Genomic DNA, 17,727 nt, shown 5'->3' with positions numbered 1-17,727 from the left:
CTGCATAGAAAACTGACCGTCGCACTCGCCCGCAGATTGATGCGATGTCCCTGCTGCGCTCAGTCGAAGCCGAAATATCCAAATTTATGACGCAGTAAGACTAGCAGGCTGTTGAAGAAGTGTCGCGCTTGGCTTTGAGGATGGCCTCATCGCCATTGTGATAGGCGAATGCGATCTCGATGGAGCCGTCGTCGAGCAGTTCGGCGGAGCCATCACCTGTGGCTTCGTCCATTTCGTCGAAGCCGGCCCACGTGAAGCAGACCGTCGAGGGGCTGTAGCTCAGATCGAGGCCGGCTTGCAGAGCGCCAAAGGCGATCTCACCACTATTGTCGGCCCTGATGGTGATCGTGGCGGGTCCGCCGAGGTTGAGATAGCCGCGATCCCACAGATCGGCCTCGACGATGCGCCAGCGGCCGATCAATTGGCAGCCAGCAGGCGCGGTCATGTCGGCGCCGCCAGCAGCTTTGGCAACCGCACCAGATTGTAGGCGGCTGCAGCGAAGATGAAGGCCCATCCGACGCGATCTCGGCCACGGTACTTCGTCTTCTGCTGACCTGCGACGACCTTTATCCAGCCGAACGCCTCTTCGATCCGTTTGCGGATGCGCTGGCTGACGGCGTAGCCGCCGTGCCGGGTCGTGCGGCGATCGATAGAGGAACGGCGCCCGTTCGTGTTTTGCGCCACGTGCGGGGTCACCTTCATCGAGCGCAGTTCGTTGATGAAGTCCTGCGCATCATAGCCCTTGTCGCCACCGAGCGTGATTGCTCGCGGCCGGTCGGCATGCGGCTCGATCATGTGCAGCGCCGCCACCCGTTCGGCATGCCCGTCAGCCGGCGTCAGGCAGGCATCGACCAGCAAACCATGGCGGTTCTCCATCAACCCATGCCCCATGAAGCTGAGCTTGGCTTCCTTGCCTTTGCCCTTGCGGTAGAGCCTCGCATCGGGATCGGTCGTCGAGGCATGCGTCTCGTTCGACCGCTTCTGGCCGTGGAAGTCCGCCTCCTCATTGCGCCCGCCGCCACCCGACGGCGGCTCATCCGGGCCGTCTTTCGGCTTGAAGCTCTTGATCGAGGCCCAAGCCTCGATCAGCGTGCCATCGACTGAGAAGTGATCCGTGGAGAGAAGCTTCTTCACCTTGGGCCGTGCCAAGACCGCGTTCAGAAACTTCGCCGCGATATCGCCTTCGAGCAGCCGGTCGCGGTTCTTCGAGAACACCGAATGGTCCCACGCCGCGTCGTCAACACCGATGCCGACGAACCAGCGGAATAGAAGATCGTATTCCAGCCGCTCCATCAGCAGACGCTCCGAACGGATCGAATAGAACGCCTGTAGCAGCATAGCCCGAAGCAACTTCTCCGGCGGGATCGATGGTCGCCCGATCGGCGAATACAGCGCCGCGAATTCTCGCTCCAGCGCCGACAGTGCCTCGTTCACGATCGCACGGATCGTCCGAAGCGGATGATCCCGCCGAACCCGCGCCTCGAGGTCCACATAGCTGAACAGTTCGCCAGTTCGATTGTCGCCACCGCGCACGATTCAGTCTCCGAGTTCCTTCGGTGACAGTGAATCACGATCCCAATCCGGCCGCGAGGGGCTTTTTCAACAGCCTGCTAGGTGATCTATTTCAGGCGGCGCCTCAAACACGGGATAGAAGATGTGGGCCGCAATTTGCCGGATCTGCTCCGTGGAGTAATCCCGGCGGCGGCGCACCCATCTTCCGCGCGCGGATTGGACTGCAGGAGTTGCGCATGTCGACCAGCTGCATTCGGATGGTCCAGTTATAGAGCGCCAAAACGTGCCGCAACGCGCTGTTGAAGACATATGGCGAGGCAATTTGCTTTTGGAATTCCTCAAGAGGACTCGTCAGCTTCTCGAAAGCTGAGCCGAATAGCATGCGAACGCGAAAGGCTAGCCAACCTACCGCTAGCTAACCAACCTACCGCTAGCTAACCAACCTACCGCTATTTGAAGGGGTAATCACGAGTTCGCAAGCTCGATCCATTCGATCCAAATCTCGCGCCAGCCGTGCTAGGGCGATATGTGGACGGGCGACATTCCGGTCATGGCGAGGCCGGCGTAGCGGCAACGCCGCAGATTGCGTTCGCAGCCGGGATCGTGCTCTCGAGTTCGGTGCGCGGCTGTCAGCAAGGTATTACCGTGCGCATTAGCGGAATCGACCCCTGCGTCGGCAAAGTGCCGGAACGCTGCGATACTTAAGGGCACTACAAGTTCCAATTGTTTCTAGAGATATGCAATTGGGCGAATGAGGTATTTCAGATTGGAAAAGGGTCCTTTGGCCGAGCTGTTGGTCGAACAGTTCGAGAATATGCCGCCGCAGCTGCGGGTCGCTGCGCGTTTCGTGCTCGACCATCCTAAGGATGTCGCGCTGATGTCGATGCGCGAGCAGGCGAACCAGGCCGGCGTTTCGCATATCACCATGATGCGGCTGGCGCGATGGCTTGGCCTTGACGGCTACGAGGATATGCGCAGCCTTTACGCGCGGGCGCTGCGTGAGACAATCGCCGGTCAGCCGGCGCGACAGGGCGTCGAAAACGATGGCGCTCTGGGATGTTCGACTGTCGGGGTCATTGCCGACACGCTCGCGGCCCAGATTTCAAGCCTCGGTGAATACGGCAATGCCATGCAGTTCATCGCCGCCGCCGACCTGCTTGCAAGATCACGCAATCTGTTCGGCCTCGGCTCGCGCTCCGCTCATCCGGTCGCGAGCCACTTCGTTCACATGATGTCGTTTGTGGTTGGCGGTGACCGCAAGGTGACGCTTGTCAGCGAGATGGGCCGACAGGGTCTGGATGTCCTTCAGCACGCCGGACGTGGCGACGTGCTTCTGGCTGTAGGCATGTCGCCTTATGAACGTACGACGGTCGACGTGGCGCGCCAGTCGGCTCGGCAGGGGGTCGGCGTGGTGGCAATCACCGACAGCAGCGTGTCACCGCTGGCCCGGATCGCGCGGGAAACCATCATCGTTACGTCGAATTCGCAGTCGTTCTTCCGAAGCATGGCGCCGGCGTTCGCCGCCGTCGAGCTTCTGGCGGCACTGACGGCCGGGCGGTCCGAAACGGATGCCGCAGAGCGGGTAAAACAATCGGAAGAGCGGCTTGCCGCTTTCGGCATTTATTGGAAGCCTCGCCGATAGCATCTGGATCGAACGGGCATGGCGCCAGCCAGGCTGCCGGCAACAGTGATTTTCCGGAGGTCGTCCAGATGGTTCGTCCGACAACGCCTTCCAAGCTCCTAATCCAGCCGCAAAAGGGTAGACGCCTCGGCAAACGCCGCGCAAATAGCGCGGCTAATCCCGCCTTTCATATTCTGCGCAGATCATGCCGGTGGCAGCTGCGCGCTTCGAAAAAAGTCCAGACAATGAAATTAAGCCGCGAGGGTCCGCTTCGCCGGCGCCGGCTCAGGCATTTCCGGCTGTTTCGGTTTGCGGCCGACCCCCACCGTCTTGGCCAATGCCGAGCATGCCGCGGCGTAATTTGGCGCACGGCAGTCTCCTCGGAAGAACACTGCGCCTGGCAATGCTCATGTGAAACCTTAAGAGTGCTCGTCAGCTTCTCGAAAGCTAAGCCGGATAACATCAGAGCGCCAAGGCTAGTCAACCCAACCCCGTTCGGAGGGCAACATGGACCCATTTCGCAATCTCGATCTTCCCTTGGATCCAAATTTCGCAGCGTCCTACGCCATGACGCACCAGGAGCAAGCGTTCCAAGCTGGGCAAGGGGACTTTGAACTGCACCTAAACAAGGCTCCGCAAGCCGGTGCCGTAAATCCCCTCACTATGGAGCGCCATAATCCCTCTGGGGGGCTTAAGCCCTTTGGTCAAACGATTTCTATGCTCGATAGCGATCAGCGGGTCAAATATGCTAAGGAGCTACGTGACCGTGACGGCTATCCCAAAGTCCCACCGTCTTTGGTGAATCCCACATCGCCAGCAACGGATACCAAGCAAAATCTCGCGCCGTGGAGGACGCTGCCACCTGAGGCGTTGCCCAACAAAATGGGGCTCTGCGCCAGCAAGCCACACACATCGGATGCAACTTTTCACAGTTCAAACTCCTCCACCACGAGCGCCAGTACATCTTCTCCGGCGAGGCCGAGCACCTCCGTGTTCGAATACAGGACGGCCGAATTGAGCCAGGCGAATGAAAACGGCATCTGCGTTGGGCTGACTGCGGAGTGGCTACTCAATCGCAACAACAGCGCGTCAGCCCGAATGAATGCGCTAATACCTGGATCGGAAAGGCATGCCTCAGCGGCTGTGCGGCAGCAGCAGTATCAGGACCTCAAGGATGTATTGCGAAGCGAGGGTGCAGGATCTTCTCAGGCCGACCTTCAGGCACAAAACACCGTGTTGCAGGAGGCGGGATTGGCACCATCCGGAAAAGAGAAGAAACACAAATTCGGCGAGCCTTCGAGCTTCTCGCGCATGCTTGACAAAATCACCGAAGACGGATCGACCCATTTGCTGAGCCTGTATTTCGCCCAAGGTGGTGCACACACAATTGCGACCACGGCGTCGAATGGAATGACCACGCTCTTCGATCCTAATTATGGAGAATTTACTGTTGGATCACGCGAGATGGCTTCATTGTTCCAAAGCCTCACCAATCGTTACAGGAACCCAAACGGGCAGCATTTGTCGACAGTCACCACACAAAGGATGTACTGAGTCGGGCCGAACTTTTCGACGGCTGGATATCACCTTCGTCACTGTGCGGAACACGGCCCGATCGCCGCGATGTTCATCCGGCGTCAGCCTGTAATGGGTCGACAGATGGCGCTTTAGCGATTTGAATTTCTTCCCGTTCCTCAAGGGAGAAAATGTAGTCCGGTGTCACCGACTTCCTGATCCGCACAGCAGGCTTGAGGGTAACCGGCTCTTCTGCCGAGAGGCTTGCGGCCGTGCCCCTCAGGGCTGCGTGCACTTAGCCGATCAGGGCAGGGAGATCCCCCACCGGGACCGGATTGGTTGGAGACATACGCTGAGACGACATCGGCGGTGAGCTCGATGAGGTTGTCGATGTTTTTGTCGGCTTGTTCTGTCATGAAACTCTCCGGGCGGCTTAAAGAGCTATGACGGAAGATGGTGTCAGGGGATCGTGCGTCTCGGAGGGATGTGGAACTGAAGAAGCTGCTATCTGTCGTCATGGCATCGATAGTCGCGTTGGGAGAGAAGCTTTAGCCTGCTAAACACTTGAGGAGTAGTCACTTGCGTTTGGGCATTTCATTCACGGCGGGCGAGCCTGCTCAAGGACGAAGCAGGCAGCTCCTCCTTGAAATGTCCACCTAAAGCAAGCTCGCCTGCTCGGCCTGCCGGCGCAAATTCTGCCGCGGTCGCGGACCGATCTGCTGGATCACCAACCCGGCCGCCAGCGAGCCGAGATCGCCGCAGGCCTTGAGGTCGCGGCCTTGTGTGTAGCCGTGCAGGAAACCGGCGGCATAGAGGTCGCCGGCGCCTGTCGTGTCGACCAGTTCCTTGATCGCGGTCGCCTGGATGAGCACGGTCTCGTCGCCGCGCACGATGACCGAGCCTTTTTCCGAGCGGGTCACGGCGGCGATCCGGCAATCCTTGCGAATCTGCGCCAGCGCCTCGTCGAACGACGATGTCTGGTAGAGCGACTTGATCTCGTGGCTGTTGGCAAAGACGATGTCGACGGTGCCCGAGCGCATCAGTTCGAGGAACTCGTCGCGGTAGCGGTCGACGCAGAACGAATCCGAGAGTGTCATGGACACTTCGCGGCCTGCCGAGTGCGCCAGCTTCGCCGTCTGCCGGATCGCTTCCTTGGCCCGCGGCGGGTCCCACAGATAACCCTCGAAATAGGTGACCTTGGCGCCGGAAGCCTTGTCCGCCTCGACATCCTCCGGCCCGAGTTCGATGGCGGCGCCGAGATAGGTGTTCATCGAGCGCTCGCCGTCGGGGGTGACGAAGATCATCGAGCGCGCCGTCGGCGGCTCGCCCTTGAGCGGCTTGGTGTCGAAGGCGACGCCCTGCGCATGGATGTCGTGCTCGTAGATTTGGCCCAGCGCATCGTTCGAAACCTTGCCGAAGAAGGCGACGCGGCCACCGAAGCTGGCGACGCCGGCCGCCGTGTTGCCGGCGCTGCCGCCGGACGCTTCGATGGCCGGGCCCATGCGGCTGTAGAGCAGTTCGGCGCGCTGGGTGTCGATGAGGTTCATCGCGCCCTTGATGATGCCGTTGGTCTCGAGGAATTCCTCGTCGCACTGGGCGATGATGTCGACAATGGCATTGCCGATGCAGAGCACGTCATAATCCGGCATCAATGTCTCCGCCAAAAAACCCAGCCGGCTTCTTGCCATGCCGGTCGGGCGCGGGTCTAGCGAGTTGGAATGGGTGCCGCATGCGCTTGATCCAGCGTCGGCCCTCAAGCTGCTGCAGGTCCTGCCTCACGCAGCAAGTCGTCGGCTCTGTCCGTCCTCTCCCAGGTGAACTCGGGCTCTTCACGGCCGAAGTGCCCGTACGTCGCGGTCTTGCGGTATATCGGGCGTAGGAGATCAAGCATCTTGATAATGCCTTTCGGTTGCAGATCGAATAACTCGGGAATAAGGCGCTCGATCCGCTTTTCATCGATCCTTGCGGTCCCGAAGGTGTTGACGTGAATAGACACCGGCGCGGCCACGCCGATGGCGTAGGCAAGCTGCACCTCACACACCTGCGCAAGTCCGCTAGCTACGATATTCTTCGCAACGTACCGCGCCGCATAGGCAGCTGACCGGTCAACCTTGGATGGGTCCTTGCCCGAAAAGGCGCCGCCGCCGTGGCGCCCCATCCCGCCGTAGGAATCGACGATGATCTTGCGTCCGGTGAGCCCGCAGTCGCCGCGCGGCCCACCAATCACGAACCGGCCCGTTGGATTGACCAGGAACCTGAGCCCCGTCGTATCCAGGTGGGGCGGCAAAACCGGCTTTATGATCTCCTCAATGACGCCTTCTCTTACTGTTTCTTGTGAGACCACCTCGTCATGCTGCGTCGACAGGACTATGGTATCCAGCGCCACCGGGCGCAAACCTTCATAGCGCACGGACACTTGAGATTTTACGTCCGGACGCAACCAGCTAAGCTGTCCCGTTTTCCGGACCTCTGCCTGCCTTTTCGTCAAATGGTGAGCGAGTTGGATCGGCAAAGGCATCAATGTATCGGTCTCGTTGCATGCGTACCCGAACATGAGGCCCTGATCCCCCGCCCCCTGCTCGAGATCCTGTCCTCGACCCTTGTCAACGCCCTGGCTAATGTCGGGCGACTGCTCGGTGAGAGCCAGAACGACGGCGCAACGCCGACCATCAAAGCCGATGGCATCGTCGTCGTATCCAATATCGAGTATCGTATCGCGGGCAACTTGGCTGTAATCGATCTGCGCACTGCTGGTGATCTCGCCAGCCAGAACGACCATTCCGGTCTTGACCAATGCTTCACAGGCCACGCGCGCCTTGGGGTCGTTACGCAGGATTGCATCGAGGATGGAATCCGAGATGTTGTCGGCCATCTTATCTGGATGTCCCGCGCCGACGGATTCGGAAGTGAACACGAATTGCCTGGTCATGGAATGCCCTCGCTTCTGGGTGCTGGAGTTGTATGGGAGTGCGCTGGATTCGGCCGTCTTATCGGTCGGTGATACCAGGGACATCGAAGGCAGCGCAGAAGTCGGCAACGTCTTTTCGCACCGAGGCATGAACATCTGGGTCGGCGGGCTCGCGGCAGATCAGGTCGATGAAAGCGGCGATCTGCACCATTTCTCCCTGGCGCATGCCCATGGACGTCACTGCTGGTGTGCCTAAGCGGATACCACTTGTGACCGCCGGGTCTCGCGGGTCGCCCGGCACCATATTGAAGTTCGTAATGATGCCCGCCTTTGCCAGTCGCTCGGCATAGGCTTTGCCTGACAATGGTCGATCCCGAAGATCAAGGATCAGCATGTGATTGTCGGTCCCGCCGGTGACCAGCTCATAACCTCGCTCCAGAAGCGCCTCGGCCAGAGCCTTGGCATTCTTGACGATCTGCTGACCGTAGACACGGAAAGCCGGGTGAGAGGCTTCCTCCAAAGCGACAGCTAGCCCGGCGATGATATTGATATGGGGCCCGCCTTGCAGGAGAGGGAACACCGCGCGATCTATGCGTTTGGCGAGATTGTGTTTGTTCTTCGGATGATGGAGCGCCTGATGGCGGTCTTCATTCCTTGACAAAATGAACCCACCGCGTGGACCGCGTATCGACTTGTGGGACGTGCTGCCGACGACGTCGCAATGGCCGACAGGATTCGGGTGGGCTCCGGCGACAATCAGGCCACTGATGTGTGCGATGTCGGCCGCCAGATAGGAGTTCACCTCCAAAGCGATCTCGGCCATTGCCGCGTAGTCAAAGACACGCGGATAAGCAGTTGCGCCGACCCAAATGAGTTTCGGCCGTTCCCGTTTGGCCGTGTCGCGCAAGCCGTCATAATCAATTTGCTGCGTGTTTTCGTGCAGGCCATAGGGGACGCGTTGATAATCACTGCCGGAGAAGTTGACCGACCAACCATGCGTGAGATGGCCTCCCTCGGGGAGGGGCAAGCCCATGACCTTATCCCCAGGGCTCAAAAGTGCTCGATAGATGGCCTGGTTGGCCGGCGAGCCGGAATAAGGCTGGACGTTAGCGTGCTCACAGCCGAATAGCGCCTTCAGGCGCTCGATAGCGAGGTTCTCCAGCTCATCGACGATCTCGTTTCCCGTGTAATAGCGCGCACCAGGGTACCCTTCAGCGTATTTGTTGGTGAAAATCGAGCCGGTCGCTTCCAGCACCGCCGAGGAGGCAAAGTTCTCCGATGCGATGAGTTTGAGCGTCGTACGCTCCTGCCGCACCTGTTTTTGAAGCAGTTCGTGAACGCGGGAATCAACCGCGGCCAGGGGAGACCGTCCGTAGGTGTCGAGCGGCGCGCTTGCACTGGCAGCGGAATTTTCCATGGCAGTTTCCCGTTCCAATTGGATTGATCCTTCTCACGGCTAGCAGGCGGTCTCCTTGGACCGCGCATCTCGTATCTCTTCGAGGCGTTGCAGGTCTCGTTTATGATAGCCATCGTCGTGGGGCAGGAGATCAATCAACAATTGAACCAGCCCGCCGTCCCTGCCTCCCGCTTTGAGATGGTACGAAGACCCCCGACGTTGTTCGTTGCAGCAAAGAAAGTCAGCCTTGGCGAGCCGCCGGACGTGTCGTCCAACAAGCTCGCGCCGCAACCCCAGAACTTTCGCTAGCTCGCAAACCGTTAGGCTCGCGTGTGCGCAAAGGCCAAGGATTCGAAGTCGATCAAGATGCGCTGCCGTCCTCAGGCGATTGACTAGTGTCATCATTGGTAAGCATCAAGCCACATCAAAAATTGCGGCACTGGTCCTGCTGACTTCGTCATTTGGCGTCTCCGAAGATGCTACAGCTTCCGAAACCAATAGCTTCTTGGACCAAGGTTTACACGTTGGGCCGCAACCAAGGTGGGGGCTTTTATTGACCTGCCTTCAAAACCGAGATGCATGCTGTTCGGCCCTCGGAGAGCATGCAGCACCATGATTTGATCCCCACTTCCATCATGCGACATGCGTACCATTCGCGGGGGGGTGGAGTTGCAAAGACTCTACGAATTTCTTTGAAGGATTTGTTGCAACGACTGCTGCCATACGTTCGTAGGCCTGAGGATCTGGTCGAGTTCGCGCTGGCCGACGCGCACGGCTATAATCGCGGCGCGCGCGTGGCCGGCTCATGCAGACGGATCAATATTGCGGATGGTTTGCGTCCTGCGTCCCGCCACCGTGATCCGGCATGCTCGACCCTTCGCTCGGCACCAAGGCCGGCTACGAGAGCCGGCACCGCTATTTCGGAAACATCCAGTCACGTTTGCGAAGTGGCTGTTGGAATTGGTGATGCTTTGACGCATTGTCGCCGGAATTTAGCTGCGCCGCCGCCTCAATCTCCAACGAGACAGTCGGCGTTGCCTGAGACGGTTCGGTCCGGCACCGGCTCGTAAACCCCCAGCCCTCCAACTACGGGTCAGCGTCGGATCGAACCAACTCGGTTTCCCTGGAAATCGGGTGCGACGATCCCAAGACCTGAATGGCCGGCATCAGAAGCACGCTGAGGCCGGTTTTTTATTGGCTAATGCATATCCGCCAAAGACCGCAGTGGTTTTGGGACGACGACCATAAAGCAATAGTTTGGGTCGCGCCGGCCTGAACCGCAGGGGCGTTTTAGGCGGTGCCGGGCAAGAAAAGGTACCAGCAAGAGAAGGCGAACTCGCAACCGAGCGAGAGCTGCTCCCCTTGTCGCCTTTCGCGTTCAGACCTGTGAATCCTGCGCAGTACTCGCAAGCTCTGCTGATCCTGCCGGGCAGGGATGCTCGGACGCAGGATGCACCGCCCATAGGGCCAATCAATGTCGCCATCATTGGCTCTTGGAGTCGTCAGCTTCTCGAAAGTTAGACCTCCTAATAGGAGCCTTGGGCAACAATTGGAGGAAGGAAAGCATGTCAGATTTTGGCTTTCGTGGTTTGGTCTGACGGGCTCGATCCTGGCATGTTTCCAGAAGATCTGCGACGCCAGATCGCGTCGACGTGCGGCATGAGGCGATCGCTGCGAGTCCTGGCCGCTACTGCTAAGGTGAGCTTGGCCAGGATGTAGGCCGCGCCGTCCGGCCCCGGGCTGACCGCGACGGTCGACGGCCATGCTGCTGGTCTTCACACCTCATGCCACGTTTCATCTGGGCGATCGCACTTATACGCCGAAGTTCTGAAACACCACGGCTGACCGAGATCAGCCCCAACACCATCGGAGATGGAATATGACGGGCATTGGCCGACCCGGAAGATCGCGCATGGGCAATGCTGGAACCGACAGCACATGGGCATCGAGCAGTTCACGCTCGCAATCAAATCTTGCCCCTGGGGAAGGCAGCCAATCGTTCGATTCCGTCGTAGAGCAAATGCGCTCTGGACCTCAAGATAGCGGCACATCCTTCGCTCGCGTTCCGCCCGGTGCCGATGATGTCCTTGGCGATGGGCCTTCCGGTCCCTCCGTTGGCGCGCATCGAAGCCCACATACAGCCACTACGAGGCGGGCTGTCACTGCGCGCCGCCGCGGTTATCCTTCAATGTCCGAGGCTGGAGCCAGCCAGCCGCCAACCTGGGATGTGGCAGTCCCCATTTCCTTGAGAGGCGAAGAAATCAACGCGGCAAAGCAACGAGTGGACGGCCTGCAGGAGGAACTGGAGGCTTGCCGCAATGCGGCCATGAAGGCCCGGAACCTGGAGGAGGCGCAAGAGCTGATCGATCGGGTGGTCAATGCAGGCTCAGCAGTTCTGGACTACTACGCGAGCCTGCCACAGGCTGTGGCGCGGAGCATTCTGTCCGACGATGAAGCGCGTCAAGTCCGCTCCACTGTGCTCGATGCGGCGGACCAATGCGACCAACTGGGCAGACCGACTATCTACGCCTTGGAACAGAGCAAGGAGCGTACGACCGCCCTGCTCAGGGGGCTCCAAGCCAGCGCTACCGGCGACCAGCTGAGCCGATCGGTTTCCAGTCTAGCGCAGCCCCATGTGCTCAGCATGGAGTGGTGGGAAAAGAAGACATGGCGCTGCGAACGGATGCGGTCCGTCTGCGCGGCCACTGTCAACTTACCAAGTGCAACTACCGAGATCCGACAGGTCGAACAGGCCGCCCTGCGGCTGCACACCGGCTGGCTAGTGAATAACAAGGTCACGCTGGTGCAATCGCGGATCTCTCTCGCGCAGGTCAAGATTGAGCCGCTGGCGAGCACGTTCGAACCAGCCGTGAGGGACATCCTCATGGATGAGAAGGGACGGGTGCGTCTGCTGGGAACCTTCGTCGGTGACGTTTTTCCGGCATTCCTCTCTACGTCCGACGCTGTTCTGAAGAGCAATGGGCGCCCACTCGACGCAGAGCACTGTGCCGTTCTGGAAGGCGTCATGGAGCGGCTTTCGGAATTTGCATTGGCGTTGCAAGACGACATCGTTGCCAAGCTAAGCGATGGCCGAACAGGTGCCGACCTCCCATTGCAACTGTTGGGCCAGATCGTGGACGACGCTTGGATCACTGCGCACGAGGTTATGCACTTGCTGGCACTGCAGCCGAATACCTCAGCCGTCATTACACCGTGGGCTGACGCCGGCGCTGCGATACCGGCCGACGGCAAGGCTGCAGTGGCCGAAGGCTCTGCATCGCGCAGGAAGGGGAAAGGCAAGAGCAAGCAGGCCGCTGGCGCCGGCAGCTCGGCTACCGGGCGGCCGCAAGTCGCTGCCGGCGGCAGCGTCACGGCGCCAGCAACCAAGGTTCTCGTGCGCTCGGATCTAGGTACGAAGAAGCTCGTGAGCGCAAAGGAGGCGCATGCAAGTGCGTCGTCGGCGGCTGCACATTTGGCGATCTGGCAGACCCCGGCGTCGAGGGCGGCCCTGACGGGACGACTCACGCGGTTGGACGAACTTTTGCAGTTCGATCTGGCTAGTCAGCAACGGACCGTCTCGCGAGCGCGCCAGATGAAACCCGAGGACTCCGACCACGCCGTGGACACCGTGGTCGAGCGCCTGCAGACGCAGGCCACCGAGATGCAGGCCTGTCTGGCTGCGTTGGAGGAACCTCGTCGACGCGGCCTATTCACGCCTGCGCAAGTGGTCGAAGTGCACGACAAAACAGTCCAGCTCAAGGGGATGTTGTCCGAAGCGCGGGGACTGGCCAAGGCTTTGACCGAGGAAAAGGCCTCTACTTCGATCGAATGCATGAAGACCTACGCCTTTCCGTCACAAAAGTACCTTGAACACTTGCGGGAGGCCAACGAGTTGACGCCTGCCGATCGACCACGCGCGTTGAGGGACGAGCCAGGGACACTGTTCGAGATCAGGCTGCAGCCCAAGGCGCTGCGCAATGGTGCAATGCCGAGGCCGATGTGGGTGCACATCCATACACAGCAACCGGTATTTGCAGGGCAGTTGGCGATGCTGGATGACGCCGACTTCGCCGCTTGCCACGTCAAGTCCAATGAACAGCGCGGCCACAATCGGCAGTGGCAGGACGCCCGGGCTGCGATCGGTCACGAGAACGTCGTGATCCACCGCGGCAAGCTCACCCCTGCGTTCTGTAAGTCCTTGTTGACCACAGTGCCTGGCGGCCAGCCACACCACCCGCTTGCCGAGGCGGAGCACCGGTCGGTGCGGGCTGCTCGACGCTGGATATAGGTGGGGACCTCTCGCGGTGCCACCGGGATCGAGCTCGATCCGGTGATCGCACGCGTCGTCCGGCTGCGGCAGCCGCGCGCATCCTCACCGGCGACTTCGCCCGCACCAAGCTGCCGGCGAGTTTCGATCCCCATTGGTCCGCCCTTATACGATCGCGCGGTACGATGCGAGCGCGCCTATCGCTCGATGGGTTTGCGTCTTCATGACTACTGCATCGCGCTCGATCGATCTCTTGAAGCCGGGCGGGTTCGCAGTGTTCATGACGTATTCGACATCATGGACAAGATCGATAGCCGAGCGCGAGAGCGTATTGCGAGGTCGACCAATCTCGTCGTTGCCGTTCGACTGCCCGAAGATAGTTTCCGAGGCTGATGCCGGCATCGAGCCGGCAGCATCAATCCGCAAGCTGTTCCGCTCCGCGATGCGCTGCGCGAGATGCTGAAGGCCCAGGAATTGGATGAGAACGTGCAGATCAAACAGCGCGTCGCCGCGCGGCAACGACTCTTACGTGCGGATCAGCTCACTGTCAGCTCGTTCGAGTATCTTTTCGAGCGCAACCCAACGCCCCAAGCTCACTTCCAAAGATTCATGCCAAAAAGGGAAACGAATTGCCATGTACAGTCGAATCAGTGGCTCATCTACAAGCGCCTGCGAAGCTAACGAAACAACGCCGTCTAACGACAGTGATAGCTTTGGGGAAACAATTGCAAGCATGGCGCCTGATCTCCATGCTAGTTCGTCTTCAGCGCCCGCACGGCCATACGCGCTCGTTTCCCAGCCTCCTATCGTCGAGATCGACAGGTCTTCATTCGGTAGGAAAGTGAGGGAATTTTACGGCGATGAAATCAAACAAATCGCGGACAATCCGCAAGAGTACACGGATTTCGTGTCCTCAAAAGCCGCGCGCACGGTAATGGTTGCAAGGCTCTGCGGTGGTACCCACGATGATACGGAAGAGGCGCGATACTTTAGTTATCAGCTAGGCAAAAAAAGCGTTGGGATCTTAAGAACAGAAGGCGGATTTAGCATCGAAGGAGAATCGTGGCGGGAACAGTTTCCTGGGAAAGATCGGATCACATCCGTCGTAGACCTTCGGGTTACTCATCCGCTAGCCGACAATGCAGGCGATATTTTGCTTGAACATCAACTTCGGCTCGACGGCAATCAGGCGCTGGTCATGTCACGACCTGCCGCGACGGAAAATGAAGCCCGCCTAGACCAAATGGGCTTTGTTCACGTGGGTGACAATCGGTGGATACTTGATCCTACACAGCATCCCGAAAAATGGGCGAAGAATAGTGACGGTGAATGGCAGCGGGCTGACAAACCTCCTCTATATCTGTCCAATGCCGAGGGCTATGATGCCGATAGCGAAGTAAGCATTGGGGCCAATTCCAGCGAAGCAAGCTTTGAGACAAACTCGTCCGATGATGACCCGTCTTGGTATTTCAAAAATCTCAATTTGAACCAGGATCGGTAATGAAAGAGAGCGAATCACCGGTGGTTGCTTTGTCCTTTTTGTGCGCTCGAGAGCACCCCCCCCAGGACATTGGAGCAGAACGGCCCTTGTCCATACATCCGTCAAACACTGGCTCCGGCCGATCCGGATCGGCTTCAGCCGGCGCCGGGAGCGATCCTGCAAGCGATTGTGGTGTCGCAGGAAACGATCGCCTCCCGATTGGTCTGGCTACCGTCGATGTCGATGCGGTCCGGTCGGCCACGACGCTCCAGCGCTGCTCGCCGAAATAGAATTCGCCGGTATCGCCGACATTGTCGATGGCGCGATAGAGATACATCCGCTGGCCACGGACCTTGGTGGAGATCTCGTCGACATGCCATTTGCCGGTCACGCTGCGCTTGCTGCGGTGGAAGCGCTCCAGCAATAGCGGCGCGAAACGAGCGGTCAAGCGGTGGATGGTGTTGTGATGTGATCGGCCTTGCCGCTCACGAGTAACAAAACGTTGCAACGTATCCCTGTCGACGACCAAATCGACCAGCTTGCGCGTCTCTTCGGACTTCACAAGGCTTACAAAGTCTGAAGGCGGCATGGCGATCTGCGAATTGTCGGCTACCCGGATCGTCGCGACAGGCCCCCGTAGGAGGTGGTCAGCTCGTCGAAAGCTAGCGCTGCTAAGACATGGATGTTTGACCATCGCAAGGTCTTCGAAGCGGCAATTCTATCCCATCTGACGCGGCAGTTCTATCTCATCAAGGAGAGTGGCATGGAATCCAATCACGATCCATTCAATACCAACGCTTGGATGCACCAGTACGCTGCCTTGCAAGAGCAGCAGCGGGCGAGGCAAAAGTCGGACAATAAGCCTGCTGGCCAAGCGAGCTTTGAGCGGCAATTGAGCGACTTGCAGCTCAGTTCCCCTGACGAGAGCTCCGGGGATGCTGGTTCGCCCGACACTCGATCCGCAGTGGCGCATGGAAGTATCCAGCGCACTAACGTCGGCGGTTCGATGCGGATGCCGCCGCATTCCAGCCTACTGGACAATTCGGTCAGCAGTACACGGTACAGCGTCGATATTCCTCGCGTTCACCTTGGCTCGGCTGCGAAGGCCTCGCAGTCTGACTTGCGTGACAGGCCATTCAGTAGCACGCGCTACGCAGCACCATCGGAAGCGCGGCTTGCGGCGCGGACGAAGGATAGCAAGAGCCGTGGACTGTTTTCTCGTATTAAATCAGGGCTCGGCAAAGCCTTCGGGGGCAGTCGTCACGAAAAGTCGTCCGGCGACTCACTGTCGTACGTGATCCATTCAGAGCCTCGCATGGATTTTGCCAAGCGGAGCCGCCAGTCCGATGCGGACCTGAGCCTCATTGAAGAATTCAAGGTGGCGTTGGTCGGCGAGAACCGCAAGCCTAAAACCATTGATAACTACGTGACCGCTCTCAGAATGTTTAGCGAATTCCTTCAACCCGAAGGCGTGACACTGGAAAAGCTACTTGGCGACGCTGATCTGCTGAAAGCCAAAAAGGATGACTTTGCGAAAGTGGCGAGCGCCAATAGCAGGAATCATTTGGGTGGAGCATTGGACGTGCTCCAGCGTTTCCGGGCCGGAAATCCCATATCCGCCCCCGCGTGGGTGGACACGCAAGACCAACCGATGCATCCCCAGGACAAGCGGATGATCCGACAGTTCGAGGAAGCAGTCAAAGCCTACAATGGCGGCAGCGGTCGAAGGGCCGGAAGGGTTCCCGCGCCTACCATCAAGAGCAATGTGCAGGCTCTTAGGGCGTTTGCTCGTTGGCTCCTAAAAGAGAACAAGGGTCCACTGACTACTCGGGCTTTTAACGAGCCAAAGTCACTAGCCCTCGACATCGAGGAGTACACCGCAACTGGTGGGGACCATCGTGACCGGCTCGACGCGGCACTGTCTCACCTCCGGAGGCTCGGAGCTGAGGGGCTCCAAGCAGTCGGTGCCGGACCCCGCCTGATGGGGCGCGAAATATTGCACCCTTATCCGGAGGACGCCCCCACCATCGATGGCCTACAAGACGAAGCCTGGGCCAATCTGGGACCCGACGCGACTCGCGCAAAGAAGGCCCCCGCCTCAACCATGGCTTCCAAGCTACGTTCGTTTAGCGATTGGCTCCAAAGGGAGAGCAGGGGTAGTATAATGAGCCGAATCAGCGGCAATTCTCGGCAGAAAGCGTCGCTGGACGCGGATTACAAGAACTACGTTAAAACAACAAATCGGACCGCATCGTTCGATAAGCTTAGAAAATACTTAGGAAATGCCTATACTGACGACGTCAGCATCATTGATGGCCTGGTCAGCGACGATCTGAGCAAGCTCGGATCCGACCCGGCGTCCCAAAATAGAAAAAAAACTATCCAGAATACTGCTTCGTACCAACGTAGCTTTAGTGATTGGCTCCAAAGTACGGGTAGGGAGAGCATAGTAAGCCGAATCAACGGCACTGAACGGCAGCGACGGTCGTTGAACGCAGATTATCGGGACTTCACCAAAGCCACAGGAAGAACTGGCTTGAACCTCAAGAAGCTTGGGCAGTACCTACGAGTCGTCGAGGCAAACAGAGCGCTGGGTGTGGCCTTCCCTGAGCAGCCGAGTCGGGAACCCCGGCTTGCAGGGTCGAGCCCATCGTGGTCGCCGCACGTCCCGTCCGGCTTTGACCCAAGTGAGTGGCCAACGCCGGGAGGCCCGCAGGCCGGACGGCACGAAACGGCTGTGTCGAGCTCGACCTGGTCGCCGCGGTTGCCGTCAGACTTTGATCTAAATGAGTGGCCGACGCCGGAAGGCCCGCAGGCCGGACGGCACGAAACGGCTGTGTCGAGCTCGACCTGGTCGCCGCGAGTGCCGTCAGACTTTGACCTAAATGAGTGGCCGACGCCGGAAGGCCCGCAGGCCGGACGGCACGAAACGGCTGTGTCGAGCTCGACCTGGTCGCCGCGGATGCCGTCAGACTTTGACCTAAATGAGTGGCCGACGCCGGAAGGCCCGCAGGCCGGACGAGACGAA

Annotated in this window: 11 protein-coding genes and 4 pseudogenes; 6 read left to right on the top strand and 9 right to left on the bottom strand. The window is 59.2% G+C overall.

All coding sequences use genetic code 11. The features are described from left to right. Nucleotides 1-100 precede the first annotated feature (100 nt). Nucleotides 101-445, bottom strand: coding sequence for a hypothetical protein (locus ACFFNA_RS34380; protein ID WP_095081501.1), 345 nt, complete (start codon nt 443-445; stop codon nt 101-103). Next, complete coding sequence (locus ACFFNA_RS34375) at nt 442-1,533, bottom strand: IS5 family transposase (protein ID WP_378924344.1); 1,092 nt, start codon at nt 1,531-1,533, stop codon at nt 442-444. The genes ACFFNA_RS34380 and ACFFNA_RS34375 overlap by 4 nt, the downstream gene beginning before the upstream one ends. A gap of 760 nt (nt 1,534-2,293) precedes the next feature. Here ACFFNA_RS34375 and ACFFNA_RS34370 point away from each other — a divergent pair. Continuing rightward, nucleotides 2,294-3,154 carry a MurR/RpiR family transcriptional regulator gene (locus tag ACFFNA_RS34370; protein ID WP_378924343.1) on the top strand — a complete coding sequence of 287 codons (861 nt, stop codon included), beginning with the start codon at nt 2,294-2,296 and terminating at the stop codon, nt 3,152-3,154. 230 nt (nt 3,155-3,384) lie between these two features. On the opposite strand, the pseudogene ACFFNA_RS34365 reads toward ACFFNA_RS34370, so the two are convergent. Beyond that, nucleotides 3,385-3,501 (bottom strand): annotated as a pseudogene (locus ACFFNA_RS34365) (MucR family transcriptional regulator); the annotation flags it as partial. A gap of 139 nt (nt 3,502-3,640) precedes the next feature. On the opposite strand from ACFFNA_RS34365, the gene ACFFNA_RS34360 reads away from it, so the two are divergent. After that, a complete protein-coding gene (locus ACFFNA_RS34360; RefSeq protein WP_245331118.1) occupies nt 3,641-4,687 on the top strand; it encodes a YopT-type cysteine protease domain-containing protein in 1,047 nt (348 codons plus the stop codon). Nucleotides 4,688-4,753: 66 nt separating this feature from the next. Here the strand turns inward: ACFFNA_RS34360 and ACFFNA_RS34355 are convergent. From ACFFNA_RS34355 to ACFFNA_RS34335, 5 genes and pseudogenes are all read right to left on the bottom strand, one after another. Next, nucleotides 4,754-5,064 (bottom strand): annotated as a pseudogene (locus tag ACFFNA_RS34355) (Ros/MucR family transcriptional regulator); the annotation flags it as partial. Nucleotides 5,065-5,304: 240 nt separating this feature from the next. Continuing rightward, nucleotides 5,305-6,297: an adenosine kinase gene (locus ACFFNA_RS34350; protein WP_378924342.1), complete on the bottom strand. Its 993-nt coding sequence runs from the start codon at nt 6,295-6,297 to the stop codon at nt 5,305-5,307. Nucleotides 6,298-6,401: 104 nt separating this feature from the next. After that, nucleotides 6,402-7,577: a methionine adenosyltransferase gene (gene metK, locus ACFFNA_RS34345; RefSeq protein ID WP_095085167.1), complete on the bottom strand. Its 1,176-nt coding sequence runs from the start codon at nt 7,575-7,577 to the stop codon at nt 6,402-6,404. Between the two features lie 58 nt (nt 7,578-7,635). Continuing rightward, nucleotides 7,636-8,973, bottom strand: a complete 1,338-nt coding sequence (glyA, locus tag ACFFNA_RS34340; RefSeq protein WP_378924340.1) for a serine hydroxymethyltransferase — start codon at nt 8,971-8,973, stop codon at nt 7,636-7,638. A gap of 39 nt (nt 8,974-9,012) precedes the next feature. Next, the gene (locus tag ACFFNA_RS34335; protein WP_378924345.1) at nt 9,013-9,354 is read right to left on the bottom strand and encodes an ArsR family transcriptional regulator; all 342 of its coding nucleotides are present in this window, start codon (nt 9,352-9,354) and stop codon (nt 9,013-9,015) included. 1,477 nt (nt 9,355-10,831) lie between these two features. Here ACFFNA_RS34335 and ACFFNA_RS34330 point away from each other — a divergent pair. The 3 genes and pseudogenes from ACFFNA_RS34330 to ACFFNA_RS34320 all read left to right on the top strand — a co-directional run bounded on the left by ACFFNA_RS34330 (nt 10,832) and on the right by ACFFNA_RS34320 (nt 14,720). Beyond that, complete coding sequence (locus ACFFNA_RS34330) at nt 10,832-13,240, top strand: T3SS effector XopP-like protein (RefSeq protein WP_378924338.1); 2,409 nt, start codon at nt 10,832-10,834, stop codon at nt 13,238-13,240. A 21-nt stretch (nt 13,241-13,261) separates the two neighbouring features. Further along, nucleotides 13,262-13,606: pseudogene (locus ACFFNA_RS34325) on the top strand (class I SAM-dependent methyltransferase); the annotation flags it as partial. Between the two features lie 247 nt (nt 13,607-13,853). Then, nucleotides 13,854-14,720, top strand: coding sequence for a host specificity protein (locus ACFFNA_RS34320; RefSeq protein WP_378924336.1), 867 nt, complete (start codon nt 13,854-13,856; stop codon nt 14,718-14,720). Nucleotides 14,721-14,816: 96 nt separating this feature from the next. On the opposite strand, the pseudogene ACFFNA_RS34315 reads toward ACFFNA_RS34320, so the two are convergent. Beyond that, a pseudogene (locus tag ACFFNA_RS34315) lies at nt 14,817-15,165 on the bottom strand (DDE-type integrase/transposase/recombinase); the annotation flags it as partial. A gap of 216 nt (nt 15,166-15,381) precedes the next feature. Between ACFFNA_RS34315 and ACFFNA_RS34310 the strand changes: the two are divergent. After that, nucleotides 15,382-17,727: site-specific integrase (locus tag ACFFNA_RS34310; protein WP_378924334.1), on the top strand; the 2,346-nt coding region annotated here is incomplete at its 3' end.

Origin of the sequence: Mesorhizobium kowhaii (genome assembly GCF_042431665.1) — a bacterium.
In the GTDB taxonomy this organism is placed as follows: Bacteria; Pseudomonadota; Alphaproteobacteria; order Rhizobiales; family Rhizobiaceae; genus Mesorhizobium; species Mesorhizobium kowhaii.
The sequence above is the reverse complement of the archived record's forward strand: the minus strand, read 5'-3'. Positions and strand labels throughout refer to the sequence as shown.